Source organism: Caballeronia sp. AZ7_KS35 (assembly GCF_023631045.1).
GTDB classification, from domain to species: Bacteria; Pseudomonadota; Gammaproteobacteria; order Burkholderiales; family Burkholderiaceae; genus Caballeronia; species Caballeronia zhejiangensis.
Genome location: NZ_JALQDV010000001.1, coordinates 47,583 through 69,189, shown reverse-complemented (window position 1 = coordinate 69,189; position 21,607 = coordinate 47,583). Strand labels below are relative to the sequence as shown.

Below are 21,607 nucleotides of genomic sequence, written 5' to 3'. Positions count from 1 at the left end.
AACCTGAGAGAGCGCCGCCCGAAAGCGTAAAGCTTCGTCGGGCGGTTTTGCGGCGCGTTCCAGAACGGCTAACATCTCACCCCGGACCAAAAGCCAAAACAGGGAGTTCACATGGCGCTCAAGGTGCGAGAGGTGAAAGGGACGACCCGCGCGTGCGCGGCGCTGGCGATGCTCGGGGTGATGTCGCTTGCCGCATCGTCCGCGCACGCCGCGATGAATTTCTGCGCCGCGCCCGCGATGCAGACGAGCGAGCGCACCAACGCCGATCCCGGTGTGAAGGCCCTCGTGAAAATGGTGCAGTCGCGCGTGAACGATCAGCCGAAGCCGCGCGCGAAGCTGCATACGGAAGGCACGCTGCCGCACGAAGGCATCTACGACGAAAGCGTCGAAGCGGAGAAAGACCTCGGCCTGATGCGCGACGCCGCGCTCGCGTGGCGCGCGACCGGCGACGAACGTTACCTGCGTCTCGTCGACCGCTTCCTGTTCGCGTGGACGACCACGTATCAGCCGAGCTTCAATCCGATCGACGAAACGAATTTCGAATCGCTGATTCTCGCGTACGACCTCACGGCGAGCGCGCTGCCGGTCAAGACGCGCAACGCGGCGAACGCGTTCATCACGAAGATGGTGAGCGGTTATATCGACGATATGGACAAGCAGCCGCGCCCGCTGACCGGCAGCTATCGCAACAACTGGCAGAGCCATCGCGTGAAGCTGGTGGCGATGGGCGCGTTCACCATCGACGACCGCAAGCTCATCAACGCGGCGCAGCGGCTTTTTATCGAACATATCGGCGACAACATCGCGCCGGACGGATCCACGGTCGATTTCGCCGAACGCGATGCGCTGCGCTACGTCACCTACGATCTTCAGCCGCTCGTGACGGCGGCGCTCGCTGCGCGCAGGCACAACCGCAACTGGCTGCCGGAGCGCGCGCAGTCGGGTGCGACGCTGGCCGTGGCGCTCAACTGGCTCACGCCGTACGCGCTCGGCACGAAGACGCACGACGAATTCGTGAAGTCGTCCGTTCCTTTCGACGCCAAGCGGCGCGAAGCAGGATTGCCGGGTTACTCGGGTCAGTGGGATCCGAGGAACGCGGCGGAACTCTTTCATCTCGCGGCGCGTCTCGACGGCCGCTACGCGCCGGTGGCGCTGCGGCTCGCGCCCGCGCCCCCCGCGTGGCTCGCGGTGTGTCTGCCGCTGCCGGCGCGTTAATTCTTTCAGTCAGGTGATGTCATGGCAGTCAGCGTATTCGACCTCTTCAAGATCGGCATCGGACCTTCGAGCTCGCACACCGTCGGACCGATGCGCGCCGCGTTGATGTTCGCGCAGGGGCTCGAGCGCGACGAACTGCTGGAATCGACGGCATCGGTGAAATGCGAGCTGTACGGCTCCCTCGGCGCGACGGGCAAGGGCCACGGCACCGATCGCGGCGTGATGCTCGGCCTGATGGGCGACGCGCCCGATACCGTCGATGCTTCGAGCATCGTGCCGCGCCTGGAGCAAGTGCGGACGTCGAAAACGCTCGCGCTGCTCGGCGCGCGCAAGATTCCGTTCACGATCAAGGAGAACATCGCGTTCTACCGGCAGGCGCTGCCGGAGCATCCGAACGGCATGAAGCTCTACGCGTTCGATGCGAACGGCGCGTTGCTGCGCGAGGCGACATATCTGTCTGTTGGCGGCGGATTCGTCGTGACGGCGGGCGCGGCGAACACGGCGGTGCTGACGGCGCACGAGCAGTTGCCGTATCCGTTCCAGACCGGCGACGAGCTGATGAAGATGTGCGCGGACTCGCGCAAATCGATCGCGCAACTGATGTGGGAAAACGAGCGCGTGTGGCGTTCGGAAGACGAGATTCGCAGCGGGCTGCTGCGCATCTGGGACGTGATGCAGGATTGCGTCGCGCGCGGGTGCGGCATCGGCAATCCGGAAGCGGAAGGGCATCTGCCGGGGCCGTTTCAGGTGAAGCGGCGCGCGCCGCAGCTTTATCGCGCGCTGGCTGAAAAGCCCGAGCAGGCGTTGCGCGATCCGTTGTCGATGATCGACTGGATCAATCTCTACGCGATTGCCGTGAACGAGGAGAACGCGATCGGCGGACGCGTCGTGACGGCGCCGACCAACGGCGCGGCGGGCATCATTCCGGCGGTGTTGCATTACTACGATCGCTTCGTGCCGGGATCGAATACGCAAGGCGTGATCGATTTTTTGCTGACGGCTGCGGCCATCGGCATTCTGTACAAGATGAATGCGTCGATTTCCGGCGCGGAAGTCGGATGTCAGGGCGAAGTCGGCGTCGCGTGTTCGATGGCGGCGGGCGCGCTGGCCGCGGTGCTCGGCGGCACGCCGGCGCAAGTCGAGAATGCGGCGGAAATCGGCATGGAGCATAACCTCGGGCTGACGTGCGATCCGGTCGGCGGAATGGTGCAGATTCCGTGCATCGAGCGTAACGCGATGGGTTCGGTCAAGGCGGTCAACGCGGCGCGCATGGCGATGCGCGGGGACGGATCGCACTACGTTTCGCTCGATTCGGTAATCAAGACCATGAGGGAGACGGGCGCGGATATGAAGACCAAATATAAAGAGACTTCGCGCGGCGGATTGGCGGTGAATATCGTGGAGTGTTGAGCGCTAGGGGTTGCCTGCGGACAAGCCGCTTTATCGATGACTGAAACATTCGTTGTACGAGATAAATTTGCGGTGCGGACGCGGTTAGCATCAGCGGAATCCAAGACAGATTTTGCCGATTGCAGACCGAGAGAGCAGCATTGGAATCCGATCAATTGCTTGCCCACAAGCAGGCGTTCAAGACGCTGACTGCGTCGCCCAAGTTCAGGCAGATGAACAAGAGCAAGTGGCCGAAGCCATTCAGCAGAATGGCGCGTCCGCGTGTCCAGGCCACCGATCTGATTCTCGTTTCGGATGCGCACTGCGTGCTGTTCATGTGGCGCGATGGCGAAGAGCTAATGGATCGATCGTTCTACGGACACCTGCTCTGGACTTTGCCTCAAGGCGATTTGTATCCGCTGTTGGAGTTTCACTATCATCCGAGCCATAAAGGCGTGCATTGCAAGATGCCCTGCGAAACGACCATCGATTATCGGAATCGCTTGCTGCCGGGCGCGCCGGAGCTTAACCTCAAGTCATCTCGAATTTTCGATCCGCGCGTCACAGATGATCGCTCGGCGCTCATCGTCCTATTTTGCCGAGCGACAGGCATCACGATCTCTAACGAGCAAAACGGTCAAGGCGATTTATTGTGTTAGCCGAATTCCTGAAGCGAACGGTATGCGCGCTCTTCGAAGTTCACGAAGATCCGCGTGACGTGTTTCGCATCGTCACTCCGCTCGAGTATCCGGGCACCGGAGATCGCGTGGTGGTTCGAGTGCGCGTTCGCGATGGCGCGTTTTCGATCGACGAGAACGGTGAGGCTTGCCTTTGCGCCAGCATGATCGGCGGGGACGTCGAGTCCGGCGCCGTCGAGCAGTGGTCGCAGAGCCTTTTGCAGTACAGTCCGGCGCGTCTTTGCAACGACGAAGTCATTCGCGCCACGACAATGGACGAGCGGCTGGTGGTCCCGTACGTGTTTCGCGTGGCCGAGGCGGCGCAGCAGCTTTACGGTGTGGCGACGTCGCGCGTCGAACGCCGATCGGGAAGTGATTTCAAGGGACGCTTGTCACGCACGATTGCCGACATAGCCCAAGAATTCGACTTGAAGCACTATGCCGAGGTCGAACTGCCCATCTCAGGGAAATTCATCGCGGACCACGTGATCGAGACGCCGACGCCGTCGATCGTCATTGCAGCCATGAGCGACACGCGACTCCTGGAAGGGGAATTGATTCACATGCAGTATCGCGAGGCAAAGAAGTCAGGGCACATACTGGCGATCGCCGAGAGTCAGTTAGCCGTCGGCAAGGCACAGTTCGAACGCGCCAACTACTACACCTGGAAGACCGTCGTCTTCGATGCGCGAAACCTTCGAAGTCTGATCGGTTCGGTCCTTCATTGAAGCGGAACATCACGCCCCAATCAAATTCACCACCTTCACATTCCTCGTATCCGGCACTTCGGCATACGAGATCACCTTCAACTGCGGCAAGCTCCGGCGCAGGAACCGCGCCAGCATCGCGCGCAGCGAATGCTGCACGAGCAGCACCGGCGGCAAGCCCAGGTTCTGCTGACGCATGATCGCGTTTTGCGTCGAGTTCATCAGCGTCTGCGCGAGTCCCGGTTCCAGTCCCGGATTCGGACCCGTCGACAATGCCTGCGACAGCACGCGCTCCAGCGTCGGATCGAGGCCCATCACCTGCAGATCGTCGTTGCCCGGATACCACTGCTGCGTGATCGCGCGGCCCAGCGCGAGACGTACCGCCGCCGTGAGATCGTGTGCATCCGAAACACGCGGCGCGTGTTCCTGCAACGCGTCGAGAATCGTACGCATGTCGCGGATCGGCACGCTTTCGTCCAGCAGGTTCTGCAACACCTTCTGCAGCGTCGTAAGCGAAATGACCTTCGGCACGAGATCTTCCGTCAGCGAAGGCGTGTCCTTGCCGATGCGCTCCAGCAGCGCCTGCACTTCCTGACGGCCGAGCAATTCGGCAGCATGCGTCACGACGAGGTGATTCAAATGCGTCGCGACGACCGTGCTCGCATCGACGACCGTGTAGCCGTAGACCTGAGCCTGTTCGCGCAGATTCGTATCGATCCACACCGCCGGCAGACCGAACGCCGGATCCTGCGTCTGCGCGCCCGGCAGCGCGGCCGAGACCTGTCCCGGATTGATCGCGAGCCACTGACCCGGAAACGCCTCGCCGACGCCCACTTCCACGCCCTTCAGCGCAATGCGATAACCGTTCGGCCGCAGTTCGAGATTGTCGCGAATGTGGATGACCGGCGGCAAAAAGCCGATTTCCTGCGCGAATTTCTTACGGATGCCCTTGATCCGCTTGAGCAATTCGCCGTCGCTGTTGCGATCGACGAGCGGAATCAGGCGATAACCCACCTCGAGCCCGAGCGGATCGATGAGCGACACGTCCTCCCAACTGGCCTCGGCATTTTCGGCGGAAGCCGCAGCCGCGCTCGCCTGGAGCGGCGTGACATCGGTGACGGCGCTTTTCTTCTTCGCTTCGGCGCGCTTGTTCATCGTGCGCGCGGCGTAGATGAGGCCGCCGCCGAGCAGCATGAACGCGAAGTGCGGCATGCCCGGAATCAGGCCCATCACGCCGATGATCACGCCTGTAATCATCAAGACGCGCGGGTTCTGGAACAACTGGCCGGTCAGCTGCGTGCCGATGTCTTCCTCGGTCGCGACGCGCGACACGATCACGCCCGCCGCCGTCGAGATGATGAGCGACGGAATCTGCGCGACGAGGCCGTCGCCGATCGTGAGCAGCGTGTAGTTGGTCGCCGCGTGCCCGAAGTCCATGTCGTGCTGGAGCATGCCGACGATCAGCCCGCCCACCACGTTGATGACCATGATGAGCAAGCCCGCGATCGCGTCGCCGCGCACGAACTTCGACGCACCGTCCATCGAACCGTAGAACTCGGCTTCCTGCGCGACCGCCTGACGGCGCTTCTTCGCCGTTTCCTCGTTGATGAGACCGGCGTTCAGATCGGCGTCGATGGCCATCTGCTTGCCGGGCATCGCATCGAGCGTGAAGCGCGCGCCGACCTCGGCGATACGTCCCGCGCCCTTCGTGATCACCATGAAGTTGATGATCATCAGAATCACGAACACGACGATACCGACCGCGAAATTCCCGCCGACGAGAAAGTGCCCGAACGATTCGATCACCTGACCGGCCGCGTCCGGGCCGGTGTGACCCTCGAGCAGCACGATACGCGTCGACGCGACGTTCAGCGACAGGCGCAGCAGCGTCGAGAACAGCAGCACGCTCGGGAACGCGGCGAAGTCGAGCGGCTTTTGCGTGTACATGCTGACGAGCAGCACCATCACCGACAGCGCGATGTTGAAGGTGAACAACAGATCCAGCAGGAACGCCGGCAAGGGCAGAATCATCATGCCCAAGATCATGCAGATCAGGATCGGGCCGGCTAAGGCGCGAAGGTTCTGCGTGCCCAGCGCGTCGGGCCGTTTGGCGAAAAATCCAGCGCGCGCGTTCATGCTGCGGCTCCATTGTCAGTGTTGTCGCCAGCCAGGGCTTCGGCAGCCTCCTGATCGGCGTCGGCGTCGGAAACGCCGCCTTTGTCCAGTTCCTTCGGCACCTTGAGATCGGACGGTTCGTCCGGCTTGATGCCGCCATCTTCCTTGTAGCGCTTGAGCTGGTAGACCCACGCCAGCACTTGCGCGACCGCGCCGTACAACGCGCCCGGAATCTCGCGGTTGATCTCGACGTTGTGATACAGCGCACGCGCGAGCGGCGGCGCTTCGAGCAGCGGCACGTTGTGCTCGCGGCCCAGTTCGCGGATACGCGCCGCGACCAGATTCACGCCCTTCGCGACCACCTTCGGCGCGCGCATCTCGCCGTCGGCGTACTTCAGCGCGACGGCGAAGTGCGTCGGGTTCGTGACGATGACATCGGCGGTCGGAATCGCCTGCATCATCCGGCGACGCGCGGCCGCGCGCTGCTGCTGGCGGATCTTGCCCTTGATGTGCGGATCGCCTTCGTTTTCCTTGTGCTCGCGCTTCACTTCTTCCTTGCTCATGCGCAGCTTCTTCGCGTGCGAGTAAAGCTGATACGGCACGTCGACGGCCGCGACGAGAAACAGTCCGCCGATCGCCATCGCGCAGCACACGAAGATCATGTGCATCGCGTCGGCGAGCGCGAGATCGAGCGGCTTCGTCAAAAGGCCGAGCACTTCGGCCTTGCGGCTCCACATCGCCCAGCCCGCCATGCCGCCGACCACCGCCGTCTTCAAGAGCGACATGCCGAGCTGCACCGGTCCTTGCATCGAGAAAATCTTGCCGAGACCGCTGATCGGATTCAGACGCCCGAAGTTCGGCGCGAGCGGTTTCGTCGTGATGAGCCAGCCGCCGAGAGCCATCGGCGCGACGAGCGCGGCGAATCCGGTCAGCAGCAGCACGGGCAAAACGGCGAAGAGACCTTCCCGGCCCGCGTTTGCCGCGCCGATCATCATCTGGTGCGTGTCGAGCACCGTCGCGTGATCGAACGTGAACGCGCCGCGAAGAATCGTCTGCAAATGCTGGTTGATCGGCCCCGACAACGCCCACACGCCGAAAAAACCCGCCGCCAGCAGCGCGAACGACGCGAGCTCGCGCGAACGCGCAACCTGACCGTCCTCCCGCGCCTTTTCCAGGCGCTTGGGAGTCGCTGATTCGGTTTTTTCGAGATCGCTTTCTTCTGCCACCGGGCCTTACTCCATCGCTTCCATCGGTTTCACATGCGAGCGGCACGAAGCCGCTTTTTGATGAAAGCGATTATTGCGGAAGGCGTCGAGCAGCCATCGGCGGATAAAGCCGGGGAAAAGGGGGTTATTCGGCCGATGAAAGCGCGGGAAACAAAAGCGGCGCGCGCCTCGCGAGAAGCGCGCGCCGTTCGAGAGGCGAGAAACGGCAATGACAGGCGATCAGGCGCCGGGCACGCGGCCGTCCGGACCGTAGAAGCCGCCCTTCGACGGAGCGACCTGCAACGCGGCGAGCGCCTTGCGGTTGTATTCCATGCGGGTGCGGATCAGCACGCCGTTGTTGTTGTTGCCCTGTTTCGCGCGGCGGGCCGCGGCGGTGAGCAGCGCCCATTGCTCGGCGATCTTGCTGTCGCCCGCAGCGGCCGCTTCCATGCCGACGAAGCCGCCGGGAAAACCGAGCGCGTTCAATTGTTCGTCGCGCGCCTTTTCGAGAGCGGAGATGCGTTCGGTGAGCGCGGTCTTGTTCTCGATGATCGTCGGCAGCGCCGGAAGCGGCTGCGCGGCGATCAGCGCTTTTTCCTCGACCTCGAGGAGGGATTCGAAGGCCAGAACAGCGGCGACTTCTTCGGTGACAGTGGCAAGCAGGGCGTCTCTCATTGCATCGCTCGAAAAGCGGTTTGAAAAGCCGCCCGGTGTCGCCAACGCTCGCCGTCACGCGGAAGGCGCTACGGAAGCGTTCAGCCGCCGGTCGGCGGGGTTCTCGTTTGCAGCAGGTCGCGAGCGGTGCTCAAAATGCCGTCGGCGATCTTGCTGGTGTCCATCTTCAGGCTGCCGTCGCGGATTGCGGCCTTGATCGACTCGACTTTCGCCGTGTCGATGTCCGAGCCGCTCGATGCGCGCAAGTCGCTCGAAACCGACGACAGACTCACCGTCGAATTCTTCGCCGGGCTCGCGCCCGCTTGCGATTGCTGCACGGTGCCCGCGGCACCTTTCGCGTCGTTTTGCGACGCGCGCGGCAGATTGTCTTGAAGGCCAGCCAGATTGGTGTTGCTATTCGATTCGATCTTCACGATGTCCATTCCCGAACGTGTTGAGTCCTTTAACGGCGACGGGTCTTGAAAACTTTACCCTGACGCCGGACTGCCAACTGCCGTTCGCTCTGCCTATCGCGCTCTGAGCCTTATTTGGCGGGCATCGAGCGCATTTGCAACAAAATGAAACAAGTGTGGGGGACCGAACACATCCCGTTTTACAGGGCCACTTCCACCGTCTGACTGTCCTTCACGATGCCGGTGATGATCTGGCCACCGGCGGTTTTGACGCGTACTTGCTGGCCGGGCGCCGCGTTGTTCATCACGGTGCCGTCGGCGGAAATCGAGAATCCGGAGCCGCCGGCGACGACGTGCACGGTCTGGCCGATCGACACCGACGTCGACGCGCGCAGCATGTCGGTGCGCAGCGGCAGGCCGGCCGGCACGCGCGACAGTGCGACTGCGCCGACGGCCTGAGCCGGATCGGTGACGATGGCCTGCGGCATCACGGTGAGATCGCCGTCGCGGGCGACGAGATCGGCGTTGCTCAGCACTTCGCCCGGCGCGATTGCGCGCGCGGCGGTGTAGTAAGTGGCGTTGATCGATACGCGCGCCTGCACGTAAAGCGTCCACGGACGCTCGCCGACGCAGCGCACGCCGACCGTCAGTCGACCCCAGAGGCGCGCGCCCGTCGGCATGAACGGATCGAGCGCCGAGCACGCCGCGAGACCGCGCGGAAAGACCGGCGTCACGGTGATGTCGACCTTGCCCGGCAAGCCGGCGGCCTGCTGCTGAAGAAAGTTGAGCGCGGTGAGGCGGATCGATTCGCCGTCTTGCATGGTGGCGGCTGCCGCTGCGGCCGGCGTTGCTGCTGCCGCCGACGGATTGAAGCTCACGCGCTTCATCGGCGAAGCGGCGGCGGCGACGGGCGTCGCGGGGCTGGCCGCGACGGGTTTGACGCTCGCGCCGCGGACGACGCCATCGTCGCGCGTCACGACGACGGGCATCACCTCGCGCGAAGCGGATGCGGCCGGCGCTTTCTGAAGCGCAGGCGCCGCAACCGCAACCGCGCGCGCAGGCTTCGCTTCGCCCGGTCCGGGAATCACGATCATGCCGCTCGCGTCGTTCATCGCGCTGTTCATCGCGCTGTTCATCGCGCTGTTCATCGAATCGTCGGCGGCGTCGGCGCGGGCGTCGAGTTCGAGCGCGGCGTTGCGCATCGCGGCGTCGGCGGCTTTGGTCGCGGCGCGATAGCCGCTCGGGCCCGGACGCGTCATTTCAGGCGCGGGCGCCGCGGCAACGGGCGTCGCGGCGCGTGCCGTCAGCTTTTGGGCCATGTCGGCTGCGGCGGCCGGATTGGTTTCGGCGTTGCCCGGAATGACGATCGGGCCGTCGGCCTGCTGCGCCTGTGCGAGCGCAGCCACTCCCATCCATAGAGACACGCCGGCCAGACCGCGCAGCGTGCGGCGCGCGAACGTCGCTGCGGCGCGAGCCGTAGGGTTCGATGCACGTTTCGCGGACCTGCTCATCGACTTTCTCCGTACCTGATTCGATCGGGCCGCAAACGATGCGGCGACTGCATTGATCCGTTTGCGGCGGGAAAAAGACCCGCAATCGGCAACGAGACGAATTCTAGATATCGGCCGGATAACGCAAGCGTCGAATAGAGGCCCCGTTTCCCGGTTATTCGTCGGATTAGTTATTGCGCGCCGCTCCTAAGATGCGTGTCATGCAAAAAGGCCCCGGCGCTGCCGACAGGAGAAACCGCAATGCTTGACAGACTCGACAAGGAATTCGCATTTGGCCGCGAGGCGCTCGACGTGCGCGCGTATCGGCAGGAATTGCTGTCGTCGAATATCGCCAACGCCGACACCCCCGGCTACAAGGCGCGCGACGTCGACTTTTCGAGCGCGCTCGCGGGCGCGCTCAAGCAGGGCGGCAGCGCATCGAACGGCTCGACGCTGAAGATGGCGCAACCCGTCCGCGTCAGCACGAGCGGCGGCATGGCGACGACGGCCAAGGGCCACATGAGCGGCACGTCGACGCTGTCCGCGTCGGGCGGCCCGAGCGACGACTACGGCAAGCTCGCCTATCGCGTGCCGAGCCAGCCGTCGCTCGACGGCAACACGGTGGATCTCGACTCGGAACGCGTGCAGTTCGCGGACAACGCGCTGCACTTCGAGGCGGGCATGACGGTGCTGTCGTCGCAAATCAAATCGATGTTGTCGGCGATTACGTCGAACAGTTGAGCGCAGTAGGAGAAACACATGCCTTCCTTGATGAACATCTTCAACGTCGCCGGCTCGGCGATGTCAGCCCAGGCGCAGCGCCTGAACGTCACCGCGTCCAACCTCGCGAACGCGGACAGCACGACCGGCCCCGACGGCAAGCCGTACAAGGCCAAGCAGGTCGTGTTCGCGGTCGATCCGCTCGGCGGCGCGAAGACCGCGTCGGGCCAGCAGGTCGGCGGCGTGCAGGTGACGGGCGTCGTCGACGATCCGAGCCCGATGAAGACCAGCTACGACCCGAGCAACCCGGCGGCGAACGCGGACGGCTATGTGACGCTGCCCAACGTCGATCCGGTGCAGGAGATGGTCAACATGATTTCCGCGTCGCGTTCCTATCAGGCGAACGTCGAGACGCTCAACACCGCCAAGCAACTGATGCTCAAGACCCTGACCATCGGAACCTGATAGAGACACTCAAGGAACACAACGTGACGACCAGCACAACCATCGGCAGCAACGGCACCACGGTGTCGCAGACGCTGCTCGACACCATGAACGGCGCATCGTCGAGCTCGTCGACGTCATCGACCTCGGCGACCGGCGCGCAATCGGCGTCGGATCTGCAGAACACATTCCTGACGCTGCTCGTGACGCAGCTCAAGAACCAGGATCCGACGAATCCCGCCGACAGCTCGCAGATGACCTCGCAGCTCGCGCAGATCAACACGGTGACGGGCATCGGCCAGCTGAACACGTCGCTGTCCTCGCTCGCGACTCAGCTTTCCGCCGGCCAGCAGACGCAGGCGGCGCTGCTCATCGGCTCGAACGTGCTCGCCGCGGGCAACAACATGACGGTGTCGAGCGGCAAGTCGTCGAGCTTCGGCGTGCAACTGGCCAACGACGTGAGCGACCTGCAGATCGTCGTGAAGAACTCGTCGGGCCAGATCGTCAACACGCTCGACCTCGGCGCGCAAGGCGCGGGCGTCGTGCCGGTGACGGGCTGGACGCCGGTCGATTCGAAGGGCGCCACGCTCGCCGACGGCACGTACACGATCACCGCGCAAGGCACGATCAACGGCCAGCAGGCGACCGCGACGACGCTGTCGGCTTCGCAAGTGCAAAGCGTCGTGCAGATGTCCGGCGGTGCGCCGGGCCTCAAGCTGTCGAACGGCTCCACGGTCGCGCTGTCGGGCGTCGCGTCGATCCTCTAAATCCAATTTCAGGACGGGCGCGGGCTCGTTACGGAGAAACATCAAATGAGTTACCAACAAGCACTGAGCGGTCTGGGCGCTGCATCGAGCGATCTCGACGTCATCGGCAACAACATCGCCAACGCGAACACGGTCGGCTTCAAGCAGGGCTCCGCGCAATTCGCCGACATGTACGCGAATTCGATGGCCACGGCCGTGAACAACCAGATCGGCATCGGCACGAAGCTCGCCGAAGTGCAGCAGCAGTTCTCGCAAGGCACGATCACGACGACCAACCAGGCGCTCGATGTCGCGATCAACGGCAACGGTTTCTATCAGTTGTCGAACAACGGCTCGATCGTGTATTCGCGCAACGGCGTGTTCCATCTCGACAACCAGGGCCGCATCGTCAACTCGGCGGGCCTGCAACTGATGGGTTACGCCGCGAACTCGGACGGCGTCGTCAACAGCGCGAGCACCGTGCCGCTGACCGTGCCGACGTCGAACGTCGCGCCGACCGCGACCAAGAACATCACGGCCGCGTTCAACCTGAACTCGCAGGACACCGCGCCGACCGGCGCCTTCGATCCGACCGATTCGACGACCTTCAACCAGTCGACGTCCGTCGATGTATACGACTCGCTCGGCGGCACGCAGAAAGTGTCCGTGTACTTCCAGAAGAGCGCGACGACGAATACGTGGCAAGCCTACGCGACCTACGGCGACCCGGTCAGCGCGCCGATTTCGCTCGGCACGATGGCGTTCAATTCGTCGGGCACGCTGACCTCGACGACCGATTCGAGCGGCGCGGCGACGGCGGCAACCGGCAAGTTCACGTTCTCGATTCCGAACGGCGGGGACGGCGGCGCGACGCAGCAAGCGCTGACGATCGACCTCAACGGCACCACGCAGTACGGCGCGAAAGACGGCGTGACCAACATCGCGCAGGACGGCAACAGCACGGGCGAGCTGACGGGCTTCACGGTCAGCACCGACGGCACGCTGACGGGCAACTACTCGAACGGCCAAACAAAGGCGCTCGGGCAGATCGCCATCGCCAACTTCAACAACCAGAACGGCCTGCAGGATCTCGGCGGCAACGTCTACGCGCAGACCTCGGCGTCGGGCGCACCGCAAGTCGGCGTGCCGGGCTCGACCAACCACGGCACGCTGCAGGGCGGCGCGGTGGAGAACTCCAACGTCGACCTGACGAGCGAGCTCGTGAATCTGATCACCGCGCAGCGCAACTATCAGGCGAACGCGCAGACGATCAAGACGCAGCAGACCGTCGATCAGACGCTGATCAATCTGTAACCGTCGTCTGCACGCGAATTTGACGCATTAGGAAGAAGGAAAGCGATTCATGGACCGTCTGATCTACACCGCGATGACCGGCGCGAGCCAGGCGCTCGAGCAGCAGGCCGTCGTGGCGAACAACCTCGCGAACACGTCGACCACGGGTTTCAAGGCGCAGCTCGCGGCGTTCCGCCAGGTGCCGATGTCGTTCGAAGACCAGTCCGCCGATGGCACGACGCGCACTTTCGTGCTTTCGTCGACGCCGAACGCGGACTACTCGGCAGGCCCGATCCAGCAGACGGGCAATCCGCTCGATGTCGCCGTTCAGGGACAGGGCTGGTTGTCCGTGCAGGCCGCCGACGGCAGCGAGGCTTACACGCGCGCCGGCAATCTGCATGTGGATCAGAACGGCCAGCTCGTCACGGCGAACAATCTGCCGGTGCTGGGCAACAGCGGTCCGCTGTCGATTCCGCCGGGCGCGGAAGTCACCATCGGCAAGGACGGCACGATCTCCGCGCTGATTCCCGGCGACCCGCCGACGGCGATCGCGGTCGTCGATCAGCTCAAGCTCGTGAATCCCGATCCGGCGACGCTCACGCGCGGCGATGACGGGCTCTTTCGCACCGCCGGCGGCGACCCCGCCGACGCGGATCCGAACGTGGTCGTGGCCGGCGGCGCGCTCGAAGGCAGCAACGTGAATCCGGTTGCCGCGATGGTCTCGATGATCACCAACGCGCGGCAATTCCAGATGCAGACGAAGCTGATGGAATCGGCGGACCAGAACGAACAGTCGGCCAACAAGCTGCTCAACTTCTCTTAAGCGGCAAACAGGCTGCAAACACGCGGCAAACGCCGGCTACACAGGATACGAAACAAGATGAATCGCTCTCTCTACATCGCCGCGACCGGCATGAATGCGCAGCAAGCGCAGATGGACACCATCTCGAACAACCTCGCCAACGTGAGCACGAACGGCTTCAAGGGCTCGCGCGCGGTGTTCGAGGATCTGCTGTATCAGACGACGCGCCAGCCGGGCGCGAATTCGACGCAGCAGACCGAACTCGCATCGGGCGTGCAGCTCGGCACCGGCGTGCAACAGGTCGCGACCGAGCGCCTCTACACGCAGGGCAACCTGCAGCAGACCGGCAATTCGAAGGACGTCGCGATCAACGGCCAGGGCTTCTTCCAGGTGACGATGCCCGACGGCTCGACCGCCTACACCCGCGACGGCTCGTTCCAGACGAACTCGCAAGGCCAGCTCGTCACGTCGAGCGGGTATCAGCTGAATCCGGCGATCACAATTCCGCAGAACGCGACGGGGATCACCATCGGTTCGGACGGCACGGTGTCGGTGACGACCGCGAACACGTCGACCAGCACGACGGTCGGCCAGGTCACGCTCGCGACCTTCATCAACCCGGCCGGCCTCGATGCGCGCGGCGAAAACCTGTTCTCGGAAACGAGCAGCTCGGGCGCGCCGAACGTGTCGCAGCCGGGACTGAACGGCGCGGGCTCGCTGCAACAGGGTTATGTGGAAGCGTCGAACGTCAACGTGGTGCAGGAACTGGTCAACATGATCCAGACCCAGCGCGCGTACGAAATCAACAGCAAGGCCGTGACCACGTCCGACCAGATGTTGCAGACGCTTTCGCAAATGCAGGTTTAATCCCCTCTATTCGACGGATGGGAATCGCGGCGATGGCGTCACACTGATGCCTGAATCCGCTTCAGAAGAGTTATCACGATGTCGCTCACTCACATTCTTTCGCGCGCGTCGATCGGCGCGCTCATCGCATCGCTGGCCGCGTGCGGCCTCGTGCCGAAAGAGCCGATCATCCAGCAGCCGATGACCGCGCGTCCGCCGCAGCCGCCCGTCGGCACGCGTTCGCCCGGCGCGATCTACAACGCGGGCTACGCGGGCCGGCCGCTGTTCGAAGACCAGCGTCCGCGCAACGTGGGCGACATCCTGACCATCGTGATCTCGGAAAACGTCAACGCGACGAAGTCGTCGGCGGCGAACACCAACCGCGGCGGCAACGCGTCGTTCGCCGTGCCGACCACGCCGGGCCTCTTCGGCGGCCTCTTCAACAACACGAACCTTTCGGCCACCGGCGCGAACAAGTTCACCGCGACGGGCGGCGCGAGCGCGGCCAACACGTTCAGCGGCACGCTGACCGTGACCGTCACGGACGTTTTGCCCAACGGCAACCTGCAGGTGAGCGGCGAAAAGCAGATGCTCATCAACCAGGGCAACGAGTACGTGCGCTTCTCGGGCGTCGTCAACCCGACGACCATCTCGGGTAGCAACACCGTCTATTCCACGCAGGTCGCCGACGCGAAGATCGAATACTCGGCGAAGGGTTACATCGACGAAGCGCAGAACATGGGCTGGCTCCAGCGCTTCTTCCTCAACGTCGCGCCGTTCTGATCATGAATCCGTTTCTCCGTTTCGTTTCGTTCTCGCTCGCAGCCGCGCTCGTCGCCATCGGTTCGGCGCATCAGGCGCACGCCGAGCGCCTCAAGGATCTCGTGCAGTTTCAGGGCGTGCGTGACAATCCGCTGATCGGCTACGGTCTCGTCGTCGGTCTCGACGGCACCGGCGACCAGACGATGCAGACGCCGTTCACGACGCAATCGCTCACCAACATGCTCGGCAACCTCGGCATCACGGTGAACCCGTCGACGTCGTCGAACATGCAATTGAAGAACGTGGCCGCCGTGATGGTGACGGCCACGCTGCCGCCGTTCGCGCGTCCCGGCGAGGCGATCGACGTGACGGTTTCGTCGCTCGGCAACGCGAAGAGCCTGCGCGGCGGCACGCTCCTGATGGCGCCGCTGAAAGGCGCCGATGGCCAGGTGTACGCGATGGCGCAGGGCAATCTCGTCGTCGGCGGCGCGGGCGCGAGCGCGAACGGCAGCAAGGTGCAGGTGAACCAGCTCGCGGTCGGCCGCATCTCGGCGGGCGCGATCGTCGAACGCGCGGTGCCGTCGGCGTTGCAGCAGCAGGGCGGCGTCATGCAGATGGAACTGCGCGAAATGGATTTCGACACGACGCAGCGCATCGTCGCGGCCGTGAACAATCAGTTCGGCATGGGCACCGCGCTCGCGCTCGACGGCCGCACGATCCAGTTGCGCGCGCCGCAGGAGCCGAGCGAGCAGGTGTCGTTCATGGCGCAGCTGCAGAACATCGACGTGCGTCCGGCGCAGGCCGCCGCGAAGGTGATCCTGAACGCGCGCACGGGTTCCATCGTGATGAATCAGATGGTCACGCTGCAGAACTGCGCGGTCGCGCACGGGAATCTGTCGGTCGTCATCAACACGAAGACGGCGGTGAGCCAGCCGAACGCGTTCTCGAACGGCCAGACGGTTGCGGCGAAGGAATCGTCGATTCAGCTGAAGCAGGACAGCGGCGCGCTCAAGATGCTGTCGGCGGGCGCGAATCTCGCGGATGTCGTGAAGGCGCTCAATGCGCTCGGCGCGACGCCGGCCGATCTCATCTCGATCCTTCAGTCGATGAAGGCCGCGGGCGCGCTGCGCGCAGACCTCGAAATCATCTAAAACGAATAAGAACCTATGAACTCGAACACGAACGGCATCGCCGGCACCGCGCTGGCATCGACCGATACGAGCAGCGGATTCTCGAATCTCTCGAACCGTTTCGCGCTCGACACGCAGGGCTTCGACGCATTGCGCGCGCAGGCCGGCGCGAACCCGCAGCAGGGCCTGAAGGAAGCGGCCAAGCAGTTCGACGCCGTCTTCACGCAGATGATGCTGAAGAGCATGCGCGACGCGACGCCTTCGGACAGCCCGTTCGAATCGAACGATTCGAAGACCTTCACGTCGATGCTCGATCAGCAATTGTCGCAGCAGATGTCGTCGAAGGGCATCGGCGTCGCGGACATGATGCTCAAGCAGCTCATGCGCAACTCGGGCGCGCAGACCGGCGCGGACGGCAAGGGCGGCGCCATGAACACGATGAGCACGATGAACGCGATGCAGACGCTCGGCGGCATGTCGGGCGGCGGCGGCGATCTCGACGCGAACGCGGGCAATCTCGCCGCGATGAACGCGATGGCGAAGGCTTACGCGGCGGCGCAGGGCAACAGGAACAACGCGTCGCTCGCGGGCAAGGGCTACACGGCGGCGGATTCGGTGGAAGCGCCGGCGCGCGGCAACGGGTCTGACAAGGTGAACGCGTTCGTCGACCGGCTCGCCGTGCCGGCGCAGGCCGCGAGCGCGGCGACGGGCATTCCGGCGCGCTTCATCATCGGTCAGGCGGCGCTCGAATCGGGCTGGGGCAAGCGCGAGATCAAGCATCCGAACGGCGCGACGAGCCACAACATCTTCGGCGTCAAGGCGACGAAAGACTGGAACGGCAAGACTGTCAGCTCGGTGACGACGGAATACATCAACGGCCGTCCGCAGAAGGTCGTCGAGAAATTCCGCGCTTACGATTCGTACGAGGACGCGCTTACCGATTACGCGAGCGTCATCAAGAACAATCCGCGTTATGCGCCGGTGATTCAGGCTTCGCGCGACGTCGCGGGCTTCGCGCACGGCATGCAGAAGGCGGGCTACGCGACCGATCCGCAGTACGCGAAGAAGCTCATCTCGATCATGCGTCAGATCGTCTGACGCCCGTTCGACCGCGTAGTTCGATATTGAAGCGCGGGCCACGCCGCGCATTCAGCCGATGTATTCGGCCGCTTTATTGCTTCGGGGAAGCAAACGTTTTACGTCCATAGGGACGGCGCACCACATACATTTTTCGGCGGGCGACCCTAAACTTTTGAAGAGGTATGCCGCTAACCTGAATAATCGAAGTGCCGGACCTATTCGGTTCGGATCGTCGCGCGATGTTCGAGGGTCGGGCAGCGCGCGAGCACAATGAACACGGCTAGCACCATGAACACCAATCAAAAGCATGACGTTGCCGACGAGGATATCGCGCCGATCGTGGATTTCGGCAGGCGTAATCCGCTGGAAATCGGCGTGGCGCTGCGCAATCTCGCCAATCGCGGGGACTTTCTGACGGCGCAATACGGCGACGGTCAGATCGTCACGCGCGTGCTCGACGTCGATGTGACCGCGCATCGCTTCACGTTCGACTGGGGCGGTCTCGACGAGCAGAATCGCGGCGTGCTTGCGTCGCAGAAGCTGATTTTCAGTGCGGCGCCGGATGGCGTGCGCGTCGAGTTCACGACGCCGGGTGCGCGCGAAACGATGTTCGACGGGCGTCCGGCGTTCGAAGTCGATTTTCCGACGGTGCTGTACTACATGCAGCGGCGCGAGTATTTCCGTGTCGATACGCCGGTTCTCGATCCTTACATCTGCACGGGTTCGTTGCCGGATGGCGAGCGATTCCGCTTCGAGGTGCATGATCTGTCGCTGGGCGGCGTGGCGCTGCGCACGACGGATGATCGCATCGCGGATCTGGAGATGGGCATCGTGTTTCAGGATGCCGAGCTGCATTTCAGCGCGAATGGACGTGTGACGGTGGATATGATGCTGGTTTCGCATCGGGAATCGACGACGGCGAAAGGGGATCGGCGATATACCATCGGGTTCAAGTTTGTTTCGATGCCGGGGTCGGCGGAGAATACTCTTCAGCGGCTGATCACTCAGCTTGAGATGAAGCGACGGTCTTTGGCGAAGTAGGGGTTTTGCTTTTGCTTTCGTTTTCGCCGGATCCCGTTTTCGTGTCGGTCTATTAGCACTGCCCCTGTGCGGGGCGGCACTCACTTTCTTTGCTGCTGCAAAGAAAGTAAGCAAAGAAAGCAGCTACTGACACGCCCGCGGTCACACGCAATTTGGGTAGTCCTCTCGTCCATCGTGGGCTGCCTAAAGAGTGCCCTCATAGGCCCCATCGGGCTTGGCTCGCGCACGGTCCGCCATCACTCGCCACACAACAAACCGGTTCAGCACGAAATGGCTCCGGCCCGCTTCGCGGCCGACCGGCCAATCGGGGAAGCATGCGCTTCTTCACTAACGCCTCCATCTCACTGCAACCGCCGCACGTTGGTTTCCCTCGCATACCCGGCGGCAGCGCGTAGCGCTGTGCCGAAGCTCTTTCGTGCTGAACCAGCGTTCACAACGGTTTCGGGCGGCGGACCGTGCGCGAGCCAAGCCCGGTTATTGTGATGAGGGCACTCTTTAGGCGAGTGCCGCCTGGGACGAGAGGACCACCCAAATTGCGTGTGACCGCGGGCCTGAAAAGCTGCTTTCTTTGCCTACTTTCTTTGCAGCAGCAAAGAAAGTAGGTGCCGCCCCGCACAGGGGCAACGCTAATAGACCCACACGAACACGGGATCCGGCGAAACCGGAAGCAAAAGCAAAAGCGAAAGCAAAAGCGAAAAACCAAGGCCAACGAAACAAAATCGAAGAATTAGCCCCAAAAAGGCATGCTCTTCGCGCAATAGCCATTGCGCCACCTCTCCGATAATGGCCCCATCGCAAAAACCGCCCGGGCTTCGGTAAAAGCCAAAACTCAGCCCGCAAACGCTCAACTTCCCCGGCAATCGGCCGATATACAAATCAGCCATGCGGCAGCGCTCGATCCAACGCCGCTTCACCAGGATTCACGCATGTCCAATAACATCTTCAGCATTGGTCTTTCCGGTTTGAACGCGGCCCAATGGGGCCTCACGACGACGGGACAGAACATCAGCAACGCCGCGACGCCGGGCTATACGCTCGAGAAAGTCCAGTATCAGGAGTCGCCCGGTCAGTTCACCGGCTCGGGCTATCTCGGCAGCGGCGTTCAGGCCGTCACCGTCACGCGCCAGTACAGCCAGTACCTGACGACGCAAGTCAACAACACGCAAGCGTCCAGCAGCGCCGCCAGCACGTATTACTCGCTGATCTCGCAGCTGAACAACCTCGTCGGCGATCCGACTTCCGGCATCTCGAAAGGCATCTCGAATTACTTCTCCGGCCTGCAGTCGGTGGCGAATTCGGCGAACAGCTCCTCCGCGCGCCAGTCGCTGATGAGCAGCGCGCAAACGCTCGCCGATCAGATCAACACGGCAGGCCAGCAATACGACCAACTGCGTCAGAGCGTCAACACGCAACTGACGAGCGCGGTCTCGCAGATCAACAGCTACTCGCAACAGATCGCCGATCTCAACAAGCAGATCAACATCGCCAGCGCGGGCGGCCAGCAGCCGAACCAGTTGCTCGATCAGCGCGATCAGCTCGTCACGAACCTGTCGTCGATGATCGGCGTGCAGGTCGTGCAGTCCGACGGCAACTACAACGTGTTCATCGGCAACGGGCAGCCGCTCGTCGTCGGAGGTACGCAGTACGGGCTGCAAGCCGTGCCGTCGCCGTCCGATCCGAGCGAGCTCACGATCGCCTACCAGAGCAGCAACGGCGCGACGCAGACGGCCGCGAACATGCAGTACCTCGACAACTCGGCGCTGACGGGCGGCACGGTCGGCGGTCTCATCGACTTCCGCACGCAGACGCTCGATCCGGCGCAGGCGCAACTCGGCGCGATCGCGACGAGCTTCGCCAATCAGTTGAACGATCAGAACGCGCTCGGTCTCGACCTCAACGGCCAGGCCGGCGGCAAGCTGTTTTCGACGAGCGATCCGACCGTCATCTCGAACGCGCGCAACAAGGGCACCGGCGTGCCGACGGCGACGATCGCCGATGGCGCACAGCCGCCGACGAACGACTTCACGGTCACGTACGACGGCAGCAAGTACACGGTGACGGACCCGGCAAGCGGCAATACACTCGGCACGATCGATCCGGCGACGGAGACGAACAAGACGATCAACGGCCTGAACATCGACGTGTCGACGCTCAGCGGCGTGCAGAAGGGCGACTCGTTCACGATCCAGCCGACGCGCGGCGCGCTCGACAACTTCAAGCTCACGACGAGCAACGGCGCGGCGATCGCGGCGGCGTCGCCCGCGGTGACGTCGGCGGCGACCACGAACACCGGCACGGCATCGATTTCGTCGGCGACGGTGACGAGCAACACGATGACGTCGGGCATCAACCTGACGTACAGCGCGTCGGCGAACGGCTTTACATCGGATGTCGATGTCACTGTCGGCACGACGACGTACACCGCGGGCACGACGATTCCGTACGACGCGAACAACGGTCTCACGGTCTCGGCGATGGGCGTTTCGGCGACCATCAGCGGCACGCCGAAGGACGGCGACGCGTTCGCGATCGCGCAGAACAAGGGCGGCACGAGCGACGGCAGCAATGCGCTCGCGATGTCGAACCTGGTGTCGGCGAAGTCGCTCAACGGCGGCACGGACACGCTGACGAGTTCGTACTCGAGCTATATCAACAACATCGGCAACCAGACGAATCAGCTCAAGGCGACGAGCACGGCGCAGACCTCGCTCCTCAACCAGGCGACTTCGGCGCAGCAATCGGTGCAGGGCGTGAACCTGAACGAAGAGGCGGCCAACCTGATTCAGTACCAGCAGCTCTATCAAGCGAACAGCAAGGTGATTCAGACCGCCGCGACGCTGTTCCAGTCGCTGCTCGGCATGTTCAACTGAGGCTAAAC

At 63.3% G+C, this 21,607-nt stretch carries 21 protein-coding genes; 15 read left to right on the top strand and 6 right to left on the bottom strand.

The window, feature by feature from the left end:
* Positions 1-111: 111 nt before the first annotated feature.
* From NCT05_RS00350 to NCT05_RS00335, 4 genes are all read left to right on the top strand, one after another.
* Complete coding sequence (locus tag NCT05_RS00350; RefSeq protein ID WP_502801768.1) at positions 112-1,215, top strand: alginate lyase family protein; 1,104 nt, start codon at positions 112-114, stop codon at positions 1,213-1,215.
* A gap of 21 nt (positions 1,216-1,236) precedes the next feature.
* The gene (locus NCT05_RS00345) at positions 1,237-2,625 is read left to right on the top strand and encodes an L-serine ammonia-lyase (RefSeq protein ID WP_239295435.1); all 1,389 of its coding nucleotides are present in this window, start codon (positions 1,237-1,239) and stop codon (positions 2,623-2,625) included.
* A gap of 140 nt (positions 2,626-2,765) precedes the next feature.
* Complete coding sequence (locus NCT05_RS00340; protein ID WP_250501568.1) at positions 2,766-3,263, top strand: hypothetical protein; 498 nt, start codon at positions 2,766-2,768, stop codon at positions 3,261-3,263.
* Positions 3,257-4,009 carry a hypothetical protein gene (locus NCT05_RS00335; protein ID WP_008352529.1) on the top strand — a complete coding sequence of 251 codons (753 nt, stop codon included), beginning with the start codon at positions 3,257-3,259 and terminating at the stop codon, positions 4,007-4,009. The genes NCT05_RS00340 and NCT05_RS00335 overlap by 7 nt, the downstream gene beginning before the upstream one ends.
* Positions 4,010-4,018: 9 nt before the next feature.
* Here the strand turns inward: NCT05_RS00335 and flhA are convergent, their stop codons facing one another.
* The 5 genes from flhA to flgA all read right to left on the bottom strand — a co-directional run bounded on the left by flhA (position 4,019) and on the right by flgA (position 9,886).
* Positions 4,019-6,124 carry a flagellar biosynthesis protein FlhA gene (gene flhA / locus NCT05_RS00330; RefSeq protein WP_008352531.1) on the bottom strand — a complete coding sequence of 702 codons (2,106 nt, stop codon included), beginning with the start codon at positions 6,122-6,124 and terminating at the stop codon, positions 4,019-4,021.
* A complete protein-coding gene (gene flhB / locus NCT05_RS00325) occupies positions 6,121-7,329 on the bottom strand; it encodes a flagellar biosynthesis protein FlhB (RefSeq protein WP_250501567.1) in 1,209 nt (402 codons plus the stop codon). The genes flhA and flhB overlap by 4 nt, the downstream gene beginning before the upstream one ends.
* Positions 7,330-7,548: 219 nt before the next feature.
* On the bottom strand, positions 7,549-7,983 hold the full coding sequence (locus NCT05_RS00320) for a flagella synthesis protein FlgN (protein ID WP_008352534.1): 435 nt from the start codon (positions 7,981-7,983) through the stop codon (positions 7,549-7,551).
* An 80-nt stretch (positions 7,984-8,063) separates the two neighbouring features.
* Positions 8,064-8,405, bottom strand: coding sequence for a flagellar biosynthesis anti-sigma factor FlgM (flgM, locus tag NCT05_RS00315; RefSeq protein WP_008352536.1), 342 nt, complete (start codon positions 8,403-8,405; stop codon positions 8,064-8,066).
* Between the two features lie 170 nt (positions 8,406-8,575).
* A complete protein-coding gene (gene flgA / locus NCT05_RS00310; RefSeq protein ID WP_250501566.1) occupies positions 8,576-9,886 on the bottom strand; it encodes a flagellar basal body P-ring formation chaperone FlgA in 1,311 nt (436 codons plus the stop codon).
* A gap of 240 nt (positions 9,887-10,126) precedes the next feature.
* On the opposite strand from flgA, the gene flgB reads away from it, so the two are divergent.
* The 10 genes from flgB (at position 10,127) to NCT05_RS00260 (ending at position 18,729) form a co-directional block, all read left to right on the top strand.
* Complete coding sequence (gene flgB, locus NCT05_RS00305) at positions 10,127-10,606, top strand: flagellar basal body rod protein FlgB (protein ID WP_008352539.1); 480 nt, start codon at positions 10,127-10,129, stop codon at positions 10,604-10,606.
* An 18-nt stretch (positions 10,607-10,624) separates the two neighbouring features.
* Complete coding sequence (flgC, locus tag NCT05_RS00300; RefSeq protein WP_008352540.1) at positions 10,625-11,050, top strand: flagellar basal body rod protein FlgC; 426 nt, start codon at positions 10,625-10,627, stop codon at positions 11,048-11,050.
* A gap of 23 nt (positions 11,051-11,073) precedes the next feature.
* Positions 11,074-11,796 (top strand): flagellar hook assembly protein FlgD, encoded by a 723-nt coding sequence (locus NCT05_RS00295; RefSeq protein ID WP_008352541.1) that lies wholly within the window; start codon positions 11,074-11,076, stop codon positions 11,794-11,796.
* Positions 11,797-11,841: 45 nt separating this feature from the next.
* Positions 11,842-13,089: a flagellar hook protein FlgE gene (gene flgE, locus NCT05_RS00290; RefSeq protein ID WP_008352542.1), complete on the top strand. Its 1,248-nt coding sequence runs from the start codon at positions 11,842-11,844 to the stop codon at positions 13,087-13,089.
* A 49-nt stretch (positions 13,090-13,138) separates the two neighbouring features.
* Positions 13,139-13,891, top strand: a complete 753-nt coding sequence (flgF, locus tag NCT05_RS00285; RefSeq protein WP_008352543.1) for a flagellar basal-body rod protein FlgF — start codon at positions 13,139-13,141, stop codon at positions 13,889-13,891.
* A gap of 57 nt (positions 13,892-13,948) precedes the next feature.
* Positions 13,949-14,737: a flagellar basal-body rod protein FlgG gene (gene flgG, locus NCT05_RS00280; RefSeq protein WP_008352544.1), complete on the top strand. Its 789-nt coding sequence runs from the start codon at positions 13,949-13,951 to the stop codon at positions 14,735-14,737.
* Positions 14,738-14,815: 78 nt separating this feature from the next.
* Entirely contained in the window at positions 14,816-15,499 is a 684-nt protein-coding gene (locus NCT05_RS00275; RefSeq protein WP_008352545.1) for a flagellar basal body L-ring protein FlgH, read from the top strand.
* A 2-nt stretch (positions 15,500-15,501) separates the two neighbouring features.
* The gene (locus NCT05_RS00270; RefSeq protein WP_008352546.1) at positions 15,502-16,629 is read left to right on the top strand and encodes a flagellar basal body P-ring protein FlgI; all 1,128 of its coding nucleotides are present in this window, start codon (positions 15,502-15,504) and stop codon (positions 16,627-16,629) included.
* Positions 16,630-16,644: 15 nt separating this feature from the next.
* On the top strand, positions 16,645-17,706 hold the full coding sequence (gene flgJ, locus NCT05_RS00265; RefSeq protein WP_051996850.1) for a flagellar assembly peptidoglycan hydrolase FlgJ: 1,062 nt from the start codon (positions 16,645-16,647) through the stop codon (positions 17,704-17,706).
* Between the two features lie 270 nt (positions 17,707-17,976).
* The gene (locus tag NCT05_RS00260; RefSeq protein ID WP_008352549.1) at positions 17,977-18,729 is read left to right on the top strand and encodes a flagellar brake protein; all 753 of its coding nucleotides are present in this window, start codon (positions 17,977-17,979) and stop codon (positions 18,727-18,729) included.
* A gap of 626 nt (positions 18,730-19,355) precedes the next feature.
* Here NCT05_RS00260 and NCT05_RS00255 read toward each other — a convergent pair.
* Complete coding sequence (locus NCT05_RS00255; protein ID WP_250501565.1) at positions 19,356-19,613, bottom strand: hypothetical protein; 258 nt, start codon at positions 19,611-19,613, stop codon at positions 19,356-19,358.
* A 42-nt stretch (positions 19,614-19,655) separates the two neighbouring features.
* Here NCT05_RS00255 and flgK point away from each other — a divergent pair, with 42 nt between their 5' ends.
* Positions 19,656-21,599, top strand: a complete 1,944-nt coding sequence (gene flgK / locus NCT05_RS00250; RefSeq protein WP_008352554.1) for a flagellar hook-associated protein FlgK — start codon at positions 19,656-19,658, stop codon at positions 21,597-21,599.
* The last annotated feature ends 8 nt before the right edge of the window (positions 21,600-21,607 follow it).

What these genes read in the sequence shown, in the direction of transcription:
- NCT05_RS00350 (WP_502801768.1), top strand. Translation starts at nt 112, where the DNA reads ATGGCGCTCAAGGTGCGAGAGGTGAAAGGGACGACCCGCGCGTGCGCG.
- NCT05_RS00345 (WP_239295435.1), top strand. Translation starts at nt 1,237, where the DNA reads ATGGCAGTCAGCGTATTCGACCTCTTCAAGATCGGCATCGGACCTTCG.
- flhA (WP_008352531.1), bottom strand. Translation starts at nt 6,124, where the DNA reads ATGAACGCGCGCGCTGGATTTTTCGCCAAACGGCCCGACGCGCTGGGC.
- NCT05_RS00320 (WP_008352534.1), bottom strand. Translation starts at nt 7,983, where the DNA reads ATGAGAGACGCCCTGCTTGCCACTGTCACCGAAGAAGTCGCCGCTGTT.
- flgM (WP_008352536.1), bottom strand. Translation starts at nt 8,405, where the DNA reads ATGGACATCGTGAAGATCGAATCGAATAGCAACACCAATCTGGCTGGC.
- flgA (WP_250501566.1), bottom strand. Translation starts at nt 9,886, where the DNA reads ATGAGCAGGTCCGCGAAACGTGCATCGAACCCTACGGCTCGCGCCGCA.
- flgB (WP_008352539.1), top strand. Translation starts at nt 10,127, where the DNA reads ATGCTTGACAGACTCGACAAGGAATTCGCATTTGGCCGCGAGGCGCTC.
- flgC (WP_008352540.1), top strand. Translation starts at nt 10,625, where the DNA reads ATGCCTTCCTTGATGAACATCTTCAACGTCGCCGGCTCGGCGATGTCA.
- flgE (WP_008352542.1), top strand. Translation starts at nt 11,842, where the DNA reads ATGAGTTACCAACAAGCACTGAGCGGTCTGGGCGCTGCATCGAGCGAT.
- flgF (WP_008352543.1), top strand. Translation starts at nt 13,139, where the DNA reads ATGGACCGTCTGATCTACACCGCGATGACCGGCGCGAGCCAGGCGCTC.
- flgG (WP_008352544.1), top strand. Translation starts at nt 13,949, where the DNA reads ATGAATCGCTCTCTCTACATCGCCGCGACCGGCATGAATGCGCAGCAA.
- NCT05_RS00275 (WP_008352545.1), top strand. Translation starts at nt 14,816, where the DNA reads ATGTCGCTCACTCACATTCTTTCGCGCGCGTCGATCGGCGCGCTCATC.
- NCT05_RS00270 (WP_008352546.1), top strand. Translation starts at nt 15,502, where the DNA reads ATGAATCCGTTTCTCCGTTTCGTTTCGTTCTCGCTCGCAGCCGCGCTC.
- flgJ (WP_051996850.1), top strand. Translation starts at nt 16,645, where the DNA reads ATGAACTCGAACACGAACGGCATCGCCGGCACCGCGCTGGCATCGACC.
- NCT05_RS00260 (WP_008352549.1), top strand. Translation starts at nt 17,977, where the DNA reads ATGAACACCAATCAAAAGCATGACGTTGCCGACGAGGATATCGCGCCG.
- NCT05_RS00255 (WP_250501565.1), bottom strand. Translation starts at nt 19,613, where the DNA reads ATGGCTGATTTGTATATCGGCCGATTGCCGGGGAAGTTGAGCGTTTGC.
- flgK (WP_008352554.1), top strand. Translation starts at nt 19,656, where the DNA reads ATGTCCAATAACATCTTCAGCATTGGTCTTTCCGGTTTGAACGCGGCC.